Origin of the sequence: Pseudomonas sp. AF03-9, assembly GCF_020515815.1 — a bacterium.
Classification (GTDB): Bacteria; Pseudomonadota; Gammaproteobacteria; order Pseudomonadales; family Pseudomonadaceae; genus Aquipseudomonas.
On the sequence record NZ_JAHPJF010000007.1, the window covers coordinates 1 to 12,751 of the forward strand.

8 protein-coding genes, 3 tRNA genes and 1 pseudogene are annotated in these 12,751 nt (G+C 55.7%); all 12 read right to left on the minus strand.

Going from position 1 to position 12,751, the window contains the following annotated elements; genetic code table 11:
- Window positions 1–195: pseudogene (gene rpsL / locus LIY36_RS12550) on the minus strand (30S ribosomal protein S12); the annotation flags it as partial.
- Between the two features lie 216 nt (window positions 196–411).
- A complete protein-coding gene (gene rpoC / locus LIY36_RS12555; RefSeq protein ID WP_192299102.1) occupies window positions 412–4,611 on the minus strand; it encodes a DNA-directed RNA polymerase subunit beta' in 4,200 nt (1,399 codons plus the stop codon).
- 64 nt (window positions 4,612–4,675) lie between these two features.
- On the minus strand, window positions 4,676–8,749 hold the full coding sequence (gene rpoB / locus LIY36_RS12560; RefSeq protein WP_192299103.1) for a DNA-directed RNA polymerase subunit beta: 4,074 nt from the start codon (window positions 8,747–8,749) through the stop codon (window positions 4,676–4,678).
- Window positions 8,750–8,968: 219 nt separating this feature from the next.
- The gene (rplL, locus tag LIY36_RS12565) at window positions 8,969–9,334 is read right to left on the minus strand and encodes a 50S ribosomal protein L7/L12 (RefSeq protein WP_017736673.1); all 366 of its coding nucleotides are present in this window, start codon (window positions 9,332–9,334) and stop codon (window positions 8,969–8,971) included.
- 78 nt (window positions 9,335–9,412) lie between these two features.
- A complete protein-coding gene (rplJ, locus tag LIY36_RS12570) occupies window positions 9,413–9,913 on the minus strand; it encodes a 50S ribosomal protein L10 (protein WP_016969477.1) in 501 nt (166 codons plus the stop codon).
- A 199-nt stretch (window positions 9,914–10,112) separates the two neighbouring features.
- Window positions 10,113–10,808 (minus strand): 50S ribosomal protein L1, encoded by a 696-nt coding sequence (rplA, locus tag LIY36_RS12575; protein WP_003232403.1) that lies wholly within the window; start codon window positions 10,806–10,808, stop codon window positions 10,113–10,115.
- Entirely contained in the window at window positions 10,808–11,239 is a 432-nt protein-coding gene (rplK, locus tag LIY36_RS12580; RefSeq protein ID WP_003210097.1) for a 50S ribosomal protein L11, read from the minus strand. Before rplK ends, rplA begins: the two co-directional genes overlap by 1 nt.
- A 117-nt stretch (window positions 11,240–11,356) precedes the next feature.
- Window positions 11,357–11,890, minus strand: coding sequence for a transcription termination/antitermination protein NusG (gene nusG / locus LIY36_RS12585; RefSeq protein ID WP_003176436.1), 534 nt, complete (start codon window positions 11,888–11,890; stop codon window positions 11,357–11,359).
- A 9-nt stretch (window positions 11,891–11,899) separates the two neighbouring features.
- A complete protein-coding gene (gene secE / locus LIY36_RS12590; protein WP_025857211.1) occupies window positions 11,900–12,268 on the minus strand; it encodes a preprotein translocase subunit SecE in 369 nt (122 codons plus the stop codon).
- 45 nt (window positions 12,269–12,313) lie between these two features.
- Window positions 12,314–12,389, minus strand: a tRNA-Trp gene (locus LIY36_RS12595).
- A gap of 162 nt (window positions 12,390–12,551) precedes the next feature.
- Window positions 12,552–12,627 (minus strand) — tRNA-Thr (locus LIY36_RS12600).
- A 26-nt stretch (window positions 12,628–12,653) separates the two neighbouring features.
- Window positions 12,654–12,727: transfer RNA gene (locus tag LIY36_RS12605), tRNA-Gly, on the minus strand.
- Window positions 12,728–12,751 lie beyond the last annotated feature (24 nt).

Genomic DNA, 12,751 nt, shown 5'->3' on the forward strand with positions numbered 1-12,751 from the left:
CGAGGAAACCTCGAAACCGTTGGTCAGGCGCACACGGCATACTTTACGCAGTGCCGAGTTAGGTTTTTTCGGCGTAGTGGTATACACACGGGTGCATACGCCACGACGTTGCGGGCAGTTCTGCAGCGCAGGCACGTCGGATTTCTCGACGATACGCTTACGCGGCTGACGTACCAGCTGGTTGATAGTTGCCATCTACTAGCTCCACTGTTGTCTTGCGACGCTATTGTCTTGCAAGAAAAGCAAAATGGCAGGAACGAATTCCCGCCAAATTTAGGGGTACAAGAGTCTAAAGAGGATCTTGCCCCCAGTCAAGGCAAGGCCCCGACCTTCCCACTCATCGAGCCGGGGCAAAATTGCCTCGTTCCGACGAATGGGACTGCCAGGGCCCAGACTTATTTATCGCAGAACTCAGTTACCGCTTGAGTTCAGCGCTTCGGTCAGTGCAGCTTCCACTTCACTGGCGCTTACGCGCAACGGCTTGTCAGCATCACGGCGGCGCTTACGCTCGCTGTGGTAAGCCAAACCGGTACCAGCCGGGATCAAACGACCCACGACCACGTTTTCTTTCAGGCCGCGCAGGTAATCGCGCTTGCCGGTTACCGCTGCTTCGGTCAGTACGCGAGTGGTCTCCTGGAAGGAGGCCGCCGAGATGAACGACTCAGTGGACAACGACGCCTTGGTGATACCCAGCAACACACGAGTGAACTTGGAAACAAATTTCTCCTCGTTCGCCAGACGTTCGTTCTCTACCAGTACGTGAGTCAGTTCCATCTGGTCGCCCTTGATGAAACTGGAATCGCCGGATTCAGCGATTTCAACTTTACGCAGCATCTGACGCAGGATGGTCTCGATGTGCTTATCGTTGATCTTCACGCCTTGCAGACGGTAAACGTCCTGGATCTCGTTAACGATGTACTTGGCCAGCGCACTCACACCCAGCAGACGCAGGATGTCGTGTGGATCGCTCGGGCCGTCGGAGATAACTTCGCCGCGGTTTACCTGTTCGCCTTCGAACACGTTCAGGTGACGCCACTTTGGAATCAGCTCTTCATACGGATCGCTACCGTCGTTCGGGGTAATAACCAGACGGCGCTTGCCTTTGGTTTCTTTACCGAACGCGATGGTGCCGCTGACTTCAGCCAGAATCGACGCTTCTTTCGGACGACGAGCTTCGAACAAGTCGGCAACACGCGGCAGACCACCGGTGATGTCACGGGTCTTCGAAGTTTCTTGCGGGATACGCGCGATAACATCACCGATCGCGATCTTCGCACCATCCGCTACACCGACCAGGGCGTTGGCTGGCAGGAAGTACTGAGCGATTACGTCAGTGCCTGGCAGCAACAGATCCTTGCCGTTGTCATCGACCATCTTCACGGCAGGACGGATGTCTTTACCGGCAGCTGGACGATCTTTCGCGTCGAGTACTTCAATGTTGGTCATACCGGTCAATTCGTCAGTCTGACGCTTGATCGTGATGCCTTCTTCCATGCCCACGTAGGTCACGGTACCTTTCATTTCGGTAACGATTGGGTGAGTGTGCGGATCCCACTTGGCCACGATTGCGCCAGCGTCGACCTTGTCACCTTCTTTAACCGAAATCACAGCACCGTACGGCAGCTTGTAGCGCTCACGCTCACGACCGTAGTCATCAGCGATTGCCAGCTCACCGGAACGGGACACAGCAACCAGGTGGCCATCCACTCGCTCAACGTGCTTCAGGTTGTGCAGACGGACGGTACCGCCATTTTTCACCTGAACGCTGTCAGCTGCGGAGGTCCGGCTCGCCGCACCACCGATGTGGAACGTACGCATGGTCAGCTGGGTACCCGGCTCACCGATGGACTGGGCAGCGATAACGCCGACCGCTTCACCAATGTTCACCTGGTGACCACGAGCCAAGTCACGGCCGTAGCACTTGGCGCAAATGCCGTAGCGAGTTTCGCAGCTGATCGGCGAGCGAACAATCACTTCGTCGATGCTGTTGAGTTCGATGAACTCGACCCACTTCTCGTCTACCAAGGTGCCGGCAGGAACGATGATTTCTTCGGTGCCAGGCTTGAATACGTCACGGGCGATCACTCGACCCAGAACGCGCTCACCCAACGGCTCTACAACGTCACCGCCTTCAATGTGCGGAGTCATCAGCAGGCCGTGCTCGGTGCCGCAGTCGATCTCGGTTACTACCAGATCTTGTGCAACGTCTACCAGACGACGAGTCAGGTAACCGGAGTTGGCGGTTTTCAACGCGGTATCCGCAAGACCCTTACGAGCACCGTGAGTGGAGATGAAGTACTGAAGTACGCTCAAACCTTCACGGAAGTTCGCAGTGATCGGCGTTTCGATGATGGAACCGTCCGGCTTGGCCATCAGGCCACGCATGCCGGCGAGCTGACGGATCTGCGCAGCAGAACCCCGTGCGCCCGAGTCGGCCATCATGTACATCGAGTTGAAGGACTCTTGATCGACTTCCACGCCGTGACGGTCGATAACCTTCTCTTTCGAGAGGTTGGCCATCATTGCCTTGGAAACTTCGTCGTTCGCCTTCGACCAAAGGTCGATCACTTTGTTGTACTTCTCGCCCTGGGTTACCAGGCCGGAGGCGTACTGGCTCTCGATCTCTTTCACTTCATCGGTAGCAGCACCGATGATCTGGGCTTTTTCATCCGGGATAACGAAGTCGTTAACACCGATGGAAACGCCGGAAATGGTCGAATAAGCAAAGCCGGTGTACATCAACTGGTCAGCGAAGATCACGGTCTCTTTCAAACCAACCACGCGGTAGCACTGGTTGATCAGCTTGGAGATCGCCTTTTTCTTCATCGGCAGGTTGACGACGTCGTAGGACAGACCTTTTGGCACAACTTGATACAGCAACGCACGGCCGACAGTGGTGTCGACGATACGGGTGCCGCTCACGCTGCCACCATCACGGTCGTTGACGGTTTCGTTGATCCGCACTTTGACCTTGGCGTGCAGTGCGGCTTCGCCGGCACGGAACACACGGTCAACTTCTTGCAGGTCAGCGAACACACGACCTTCGCCCTTGGCGTTGATCGCTTCACGGGTCATGTAGTACAGACCCAATACAACGTCCTGCGACGGAACGATGATTGGCTCACCGTTGGCTGGCGACAGAATGTTGTTGGTCGACATCATCAACGCACGCGCTTCCAACTGGGCTTCCAGTGTCAGCGGTACGTGCACGGCCATTTGGTCGCCGTCGAAGTCGGCGTTGTACGCAGCACAGACCAGAGGGTGCAGCTGGATAGCCTTACCTTCGATCAGTACCGGTTCAAACGCCTGGATACCCAGACGGTGAAGGGTCGGTGCACGGTTGAGGAGAACCGGGTGTTCGCGGATCACTTCGGCGAGAACGTCCCAAACCTCTGGTAGTTCGCGCTCGACCATTTTCTTGGCCGCTTTGATGGTGGTCGCGAGACCGCGCATTTCCAGCTTGCCGAAGATGAATGGCTTGAATAGCTCAAGTGCCATCTTCTTAGGCAGACCGCACTGGTGCAGACGCAGGGTCGGGCCTACGGTAATTACCGATCGACCGGAGTAGTCAACACGCTTACCGAGCAAGTTCTGACGGAAACGACCTTGCTTACCCTTGATCATGTCAGCCAGGGATTTCAGAGGACGCTTGTTGGAACCGGTGATAGCGCGGCCACGACGACCGTTGTCGAGCAAGGCATCGACAGCTTCTTGCAACATACGCTTTTCGTTGCGCACGATGATGTCCGGAGCGGACAGATCGAGCAGGCGCTTCAAGCGGTTGTTACGGTTGATCACGCGGCGGTACAGGTCGTTGAGGTCGGACGTCGCGAAACGACCACCGTCCAACGGTACCAGCGGACGCAGGTCTGGCGGCAGAACCGGCAGAACGGTCAGCACCATCCACTCTGGCAAGTTGCCGGAACCCTGGAAGGCTTCCATCAACTTCAGACGCTTGGACAGCTTCTTGATCTTGGTTTCGGAGTTGGTTTGCGGAATTTCTTCGCGCAGACGGCCAATCTCGTGCTCCAGGTCGATAGCGTGCAGCAGCTCGCGGACAGCTTCGGCACCCATGCGGGCATCGAAATCGTCGCCGAACTCTTCCAGCGCTTCGAAGTACTGCTCGTCGTTCAGCAGCTGACCTTTTTCAAGGGTGGTCATGCCTGGGTCGATAACGACATAGCTCTCGAAGTAGAGAACGCGTTCGATATCACGCAGGGTCATGTCCATCAGCAAGCCGATACGGGACGGCAGCGATTTCAGGAACCAGATGTGGGCAACCGGCGAAGCCAGTTCGATGTGCGCCATGCGCTCACGACGAACCTTGGCCAGTGCAACTTCAACGCCGCACTTCTCGCAGATCACACCGCGATGCTTCAAGCGCTTGTACTTACCGCACAGGCACTCGTAATCCTTTACCGGGCCAAAGATCTTGGCGCAGAACAGGCCGTCACGCTCAGGTTTGAACGTACGGTAGTTGATGGTTTCCGGCTTTTTAACTTCACCGAACGACCACGAACGGATCATCTCAGGCGATGCCAATCCAATACGGATGGCGTCGAACTCTTCGACTTGACCCTGGTTTTTCAGCAAATTCAGTAGGTCTTTCAAGGCCTTTCCTCCTGGCGGAGCAGAGAGCGGGCTAAACAGCCCCGCTCTCGATTCGCGTCACGTGTTATTCGGTTTCCAGATCGATATCGATGCCGAGGGAACGAATTTCTTTGATCAACACGTTGAAGGACTCGGGCATGCCCGGCTCCATACGGTGATCGCCGTCCACGATGTTTTTGTACATCTTGGTCCGGCCGTTCACATCGTCCGACTTCACTGTGAGCATTTCTTGCAGAGTGTATGCAGCACCGTATGCTTCCAGTGCCCAGACCTCCATCTCCCCGAAACGCTGACCACCGAACTGAGCCTTACCACCCAGCGGCTGCTGGGTAACCAGGCTGTACGAACCGGTAGAACGAGCGTGCATCTTGTCGTCTACCAAGTGGTTCAGCTTCAGCATGTACATGTAGCCAACAGTAACCGGGCGCTCGAACTTGTTGCCGGTACGGCCGTCGAACAGCTGCATCTGGCCGCTTTCTGGCAGGTCTGCCAGTTTCAGCATGGCCTTGATTTCGCTTTCCTTGGCACCGTCGAATACCGGGGTAGCCATTGGAACACCGCCGCGCAGGTTCTTCGCCAGATCCAGGATTTCCTGGTCGGTGAAGGAGTCCAGCTCTTCGTTGCGACCGCCGATCTCGTTGTAGATCTCGTGCAGGAACTTACGCAGGTCAGCAACCTTGCGCTGCTCTTCGATCATACGGTTGATCTTCTCGCCCAGGCCTTTGGCCGCGAGGCCCAGGTGGGTTTCAAGGATCTGACCAACGTTCATACGCGAAGGTACGCCCAGCGGGTTGAGGACGACGTCGACCGGGGTGCCATTGGCATCGTGCGGCATGTCTTCAACCGGCATGATCACGGAGACCACACCTTTGTTACCGTGACGACCGGCCATCTTGTCGCCCGGCTGGATGCGGCGACGGATTGCCAGGTAAACCTTGACGATTTTCAGCACGCCTGGAGCCAGGTCATCGCCCTGCTGCAGTTTGCGCTTCTTGTCTTCGAACTTGTCGTCCAGCAGACGGCGGCGATCAACGATATAAGCCTGAGCCTTCTCGAGCTGCTCGTTCAGAGCATCTTCAGCCATGCGCAGTTTGAACCACTGGCCGTGCTCAAGACCGTCGAGGATTTCGTCGGTGATGTCCTGACCTTTCTTCAGGCCTGCGCCGCCTTCAGCCTTGCGGCCTACCAGAGCGGAGCGCAGACGTTCGAAGGTCGCACCTTCAACGATACGGAACTCTTCGTTCAGGTCCTTGCGGATCTCGTCGAGCTGGGTCTTCTCGATGGACAGTGCACGAGCATCACGCTCAACGCCGTCACGGGTGAAGACCTGTACGTCGATGACAGTACCCTTGGTACCGGTAGGTACACGCAGGGAAGTGTCTTTCACGTCGCTGGCTTTTTCACCGAAGATTGCACGCAGCAGTTTCTCTTCCGGAGTCAGCTGGGTCTCGCCTTTCGGAGTGACCTTACCTACCAGAATGTCGCCTGCGCCAACTTCAGCACCTACGTAAACGATACCGGCTTCGTCCAGCTTGTTCAGTGCAGCCTCACCCACGTTCGGGATGTCTGCAGTGATTTCCTCTGGCCCAAGCTTGGTGTCACGTGCCACACAGGTCAGTTCCTGGATGTGGATCGTGGTGAAACGGTCTTCTTGAACCACACGCTCGGACAGGCAGATGGAGTCTTCGAAGTTGAAGCCGTTCCATGCCATGAACGCGATGCGCATGTTCTGACCCAGAGCCAGCTCACCCATATCGGTGGACGGACCGTCGGCCATGATGTCGCTACGCTGAACGCGATCACCCTTGCTCACCAGCGGACGCTGGTTGATGCAGGTGTTCTGGTTCGAGCGGGTGTATTTGGTCAGGTTGTAGATGTCGACACCGGCTTCACCAGTTTCAACTTCGTCATCGGCAACACGAACCACGATACGGCTGGCATCAACGGAGTCGATCACGCCGCCACGACGAGCCACGACGCAAACGCCGGAGTCACGGGCTACGTTACGCTCCATGCCGGTACCTACCAGCGGCTTGTCGGCACGCAGGGTCGGTACAGCTTGACGCTGCATGTTGGAACCCATCAACGCACGGTTGGCGTCATCGTGCTCCAGGAACGGGATCAGCGACGCTGCAACCGAAACTACCTGCTTCGGCGATACGTCCATCAAGGTGACGTCTTCCGGCGCCTTGACGGTGAACTCGTTCAAGTGACGAACAGCTACCAGCTCGTCGATCAGGACTTTCTTGTCGTTCATCGTGGCCGAAGCCTGAGCGATCACGTGATCAGCTTCTTCGATGGCGGACAGGAACACGATCTCGTCGGTGACCAGAGCGTCTTTCACCACACGGTACGGGCTCTCGAGGAAGCCGTACTGGTTGGTGCGCGCATAGGCAGCCAGGGAGTTGATCAGACCGATGTTCGGACCTTCCGGCGTTTCGATCGGGCAAACACGACCGTAGTGCGTCGGGTGTACGTCTCGAACTTCAAAGCCAGCACGCTCACGGGTCAGACCGCCCGGGCCCAGTGCGGAAACACGGCGCTTGTGGGTGATCTCGGAGAGCGGGTTGTTCTGGTCCATGAACTGCGAGAGCTGGCTGGAACCGAAGAACTCTTTCACCGCCGCAGCCACTGGCTTGGCGTTGATCAGGTCTTGCGGCATCAGGCCTTCGCTTTCAGCCATCGACAGACGCTCTTTGACCGCACGCTCAACACGTACCAGGCCAACGCGGAACTGGTTCTCGGCCATTTCGCCTACGCAGCGAACACGACGGTTACCCAGGTGGTCGATGTCATCGACGATGCCTTTACCGTTACGGATGTCGACCAGGGTCTTCAGTACCGCAACGATGTCTTCCTTGCACAGCACGCCCGAACCTTCGATCTCGGTACGACCGATACGACGGTTGAACTTCATCCGGCCGACCGCAGACAGGTCGTAGCGCTCAGGGCTGAAGAACAGGTTGTTGAACAGGGTCTCGGCAGCGTCTTTGGTTGGCGGCTCGCCAGGACGCATCATGCGATAGATCTCGACCAGCGCTTCCAATTGGTTGCTGGTGGAGTCGATCTTCAGAGTGTCAGAGACGAACGGACCGCAGTCGATATCGTTGGTGTACAGAGTCTCGATGCGAACAACCTGGGCCTTGGCGATTTTTGCCAGGATCTCGGTGTTCAGCTCGGTGTTGCACTCAGCCAGGATTTCGCCTGTAGCCGGGTGAACGATGACCTTGGCGGTAGTACGACCCAGGACATAATCCAGAGGTACTTCCAGCTCCTTGATACCGGCTTTTTCGATCTGGTTGATGTGGCGCGCAGTAATACGACGGCCAGCCTCAACAATGACCTTGCCCTTTTCATCCTGGATATCCAGGACGGCAATTTCACCACGCAGACGCGAAGCGATCAGCTCAAGCTTGAGAGTTTCGCCACTCAGGCTGAATACGTTGGTGGTGTAGAAAGCGTCCAGCACCTGCTCAGTGGTATAGCCGAGCGCGCGCAGCAGTACCGAGGCCGGCAGCTTACGACGACGGTCAATACGCACGAACACGCAGTCTTTCGGGTCGAACTCGAAGTCCAACCACGAACCGCGGTACGGAATGATCCGCGCGGAGTACAGGAGTTTACCGGAGCTGTGCGTCTTGCCGCGGTCGTGGTCGAAGAACACGCCCGGGGAACGGTGCAGCTGGGAAACGATTACACGCTCGGTACCGTTGATTACGAAGGTACCGTTTTCAGTCATCAGTGGGATTTCGCCCATGTAGACTTCTTGCTCTTTGATGTCCTTGATCGCTTTGTTCGACGATTCTTTGTCGAAAATGATCAGACGGACTTTTACCCGCAAAGGTACGGCGTACGTAACACCGCGCAACACGCATTCTTTGACATCAAATGCCGGTTCGCCCAGGCGATAACCCACGTACTCCAGCGCAGCATTGCCGGAGTAGCTGATGATCGGGAAAACGGATTTGAAGGCCGCATGCAGGCCCACGTCGCGGAACTGATCTTTGGTCGCTCCCGCCTGCAAGAATTCACGATACGAATCCAGCTGGATAGCCAGAAGGTACGGGACATCCATGACGTCCGGCAACTTGCTAAAGTCCTTGCGGATACGTTTTTTCTCAGTATATGAGTAAGCCATCAGCGTTCCCCAGCTTGGTCACCTGCTTGTTTGGCCCCTCCGACGGGAGCAGCCAGAAAATCTCGCAAACCCCATGGTTTGCACCACCGCATCGGGTGGCTACAGCGCGTTAATGGCGGCGACCGAGTCGACAGCCAAGAACGGAAAAAGGCCGGTGGCAAGAGCCACCAGCCATCAGCCTTCAGCTTAACGCTTGGGCTGGAGACGCAAGGTCGATGCTTACTTCAGCTCGACTTTAGCGCCTGCTTCTTCCAGAGTAGCTTTGGCTTTGTCAGCAGCGTCTTTGGACACAGCTTCCAGAACCACGGCAGGAGCGCCGTCAACTACAGCCTTGGCTTCTTTCAGGCCCAGACCGGTCAGTTCACGTACTGCCTTGATCACGTTTACTTTCTTCTCGCCAGCTTCGGTCAGCATGACGTTGAATTCGGTTTGCTCTTCAACAACGGCAGCAGCAGCAGCTGGGCCAGCGGAAGCAGCGGCAGCGGAAACGCCGAATTTTTCTTCGAAAGCTTTGATCAGCTCAACAACCTGCAGAACCGACATTTCAGCTACGGCGTTGAGGATATCGTCTTGGGAGATAGACATTGCTGTATTTCCTGAATTGGGGGACGGCCTACACGGCCATCGAAATAAACAAAAATACGCGAGAGAAGTTGCTCAGCCTTAGGCTGCGGCAGCTTCTTTTTGCTCGCGAACTGCGGCCAGAGTACGAGCCAGCTTGCTGGTAGCGCCTTGAATCACGCTCATCAGCTGCGAAATGGCTTCGTCGCGGGTCGGCAGTGTTGCCAGTACGTCGATTTGGTTAGCTGCGAGGAACTTGCCCTCGAACGCAGCTGCCTTGATCTCGAACTTATCCTGACTCTTGGCGAATTCTTTGAACAAACGGGCAGCAGCGCCTGGATGTTCTTTGGAGAACGCGATCAGAGTCGGGCCGGTGAACACGTCGTTGAGGACACTGTATTCAGTGTCAGCAACAGCGCGCTTGAGCAGAGTGTTACGTACAACACGTACGTATACGCCAGCTTCACGAGCCTCTTTACGGAGTCCGGTCATAGCGCCTACTGTCACACCACGGGCATCAGCCACGACAGCGGACAGAGCAGCTTTGGCAGCCTCGTTGACTTCAGCGACGATGGCCTTCTTGTCTTCGAGATTAATTGCCACGGGTTTAACTCCTGCTTGTTACCGTTTCATCTGGCCGAAGCCGGATGTCGTTTTGGTGTCTGATTCGGTAAGGAACCGGGAGCACCATCTGCGTAGGCTGGAGGTTTAAGACTTGCGTCGCCTACGGTCTTGGATAGCCCCCGCCAGGCAGGGACCCCAATTTTTTCAATTGACGCGATCTCGCGCGCCAATCTGTGTCTTATACGTCCAGCGAGCCTTGGTCGATGACCAGACCTGGGCCCATAGTGGTGCTCAGGGTAACGCGCTTGACGTAGATACCTTTCGAGGAAGCAGGCTTGATACGCTTCAGGTCAGCGATCAGGGCTTCAACGTTTTCCTTCAGCTTGACGGCATCGAAACCGACTTTGCCAACGGAGGTGTGAATGATGCCGTTTTTGTCGGTGCGATAACGAACCTGACCAGCCTTGGCGTTTTTAACCGCGGTAGCTACGTCTGGAGTTACGGTGCCGACTTTAGGGTTAGGCATCAGGCCACGCGGACCGAGGATCTGACCCAACTGACCTACAACGCGCATTGCATCCGGGGAGGCAATAACTACGTCATAGTTCAGGTCACCGCCTTTCATTTCGGCAGCCAGGTCGTCCATACCAACGCGATCAGCGCCGGCGGCCAGAGCAGCTTCAGCTGCCGGGCCTTGGGTGAAGACAGCTACACGTACAGTCTTGCCAGTACCGTGAGGCAGCACAGTAGCGCTACGTACGACCTGGTCGGATTTACGTGGGTCAACACCCAGGTTTACAGCAACGTCAACGGACTCGCTGAACTTGACAGTCGACAGCTCGGTCAGCAGGGCAGCAGCGTCTACAAAGTTGTAGGCCTTGCCTGCTTCGATTTTGCCGGCGATAGCCTTTTGGCGCTTGGTCAGCTTAGCCATTACACACCCTCCACGTTAAGGCCCATGCTACGAGCAGAACCGGCGATGGTACGCACGGCTGCATCCATATCAGCTGCAGTCAGATCCGCGTTTTTGGTTTTCGCGATTTCTTCCAGCTGAGCACGAGTTACAGTGCCGACTTTAACGGTGTTAGGACGAGCGGAACCGCTAGTCAGACCGGCAGCCTTCTTCAGCAAAACCGAAGCCGGGGTCGACTTGGTTTCGAAAGTGAAGCTACGGTCGCTATAAACAGTGATGATCACTGGAGTCGGCAGACCTGGCTCAATACCCTGAGTACGGGCGTTGAAGGCCTTGCAGAATTCCATGATGTTCACGCCGTGCTGACCCAGAGCTGGACCGACGGGTGGACTTGGGTTGGCCTGAGCGGCCTTCACTTGCAGCTTGATGTAAGCGGTAATCTTCTTGGCCATGAGGCACTCCAATTACGGGTTCAGACGCCTCGAAAGGCTCCCCGGTTACTTGCGCGTTTATCCCAGTGACGACAAAACCCCACAGCCTAAGGCTGTGGGGTTGGGATGCTTATTCAGCTAGACCTTCTCGACCTGGCTGAACTCCAACTCTACCGGAGTAGAGCGACCGAAAATGAGCACAGCCACTTGGATCCGGCTCTTTTCGTAGTTAACTTCTTCGACGGTGCCGTTGAAATCAGCAAACGGACCATCAGTAACACGAACAACCTCACCCGGCTCGAACAACGTCTTCGGCTTAGGCTTGTCGCTGCCATCAGCAACACGACGCAGAATTGCTTCCGCCTCTTTGTCAGTGATAGGAGCAGGCTTATCAGCGGTTCCGCCAATGAAACCCATGACACGAGGGGTATCCTTGACCAAGTGCCAAGTACCTTCATTCATGTCCATCTGAACCAGCACATAGCCAGGGAAGAACTTGCGTTCGCTTTTACGCTTCTGACCATTCCGCATTTCAACCACTTCTTCAGTGGGAACCAGAATTTCGCCGAAGCCATCTTCCATGCCTGCCAGCTTTACGCGCTCCAGCAAAGAGCGCATAACATGCTTCTCGTAACCCGAGTAAGCATGCACAACGTACCAACGCTTAGCCACGGGACACCCTTAGCCAACAATCAAGGAAACAAGCCAGCCGAGCAGGGAATCAAGACCCCACAACAGCAACGCCATAACCAGGACAACAGCCACAACAATCAACGTGGTCTGCGTGGTTTCTTGGCGAGTCGGCCAAACGACTTTACGAATTTCGGTGCGAGCTTCCTTTACCAGGACCGCAAACGACTTGCCCTTGGCAGTCTGCAGGCCTACAAAGGCAGCCACAGCAGCAAGGACCAGCAAAGCGAGTACACGGTACAGGATCGGCGAAGCAGAATAATACTGATTGCCAACAACGCCTACGACCACCAAGGCGACTACAGCGAGCCACTTGACCAGATCGAAACGAGAGCTTTGAGCTTCAGCCTTAGGAGTCATCTATGAAGATCCTGTGAAAAGAAAGCCAGATACACCACGTGAATCTGGCAGGTCAGGAGGGAATCGAACCCCCAACCTACGGTTTTGGAGACCGTCGCTCTGCCAATTGAGCTACTGACCTAAAACAAAATCAGGCCGACCATTATGCAGACCTGAAAAAGACTTTACAACAACCAACCCCGACAGACTTGAAACCACCTGGCAAAAGCGCCAGAAAAAAACAGTATCAAACCGAGGCAGCTGTTAAAACAAAGGCAGATATTTTCATATCTGCCTTGTTATATGGAGCTCTTGAGCGGATTTGAACCGCTGACCTCACCCTTACCAAGGGTGTGCTCTACCAACTGAGCTACAAGAGCGAAACATCTTGCACAACCTGCAAACTTGGAGCGGGTAGCGGGAATCGAACCCGCATCATCAGCTTGGAAGGCTGAGGTTCTACCACTAAACTATACCCGCGGAGCTTGCAGCTCACGCTAAAAA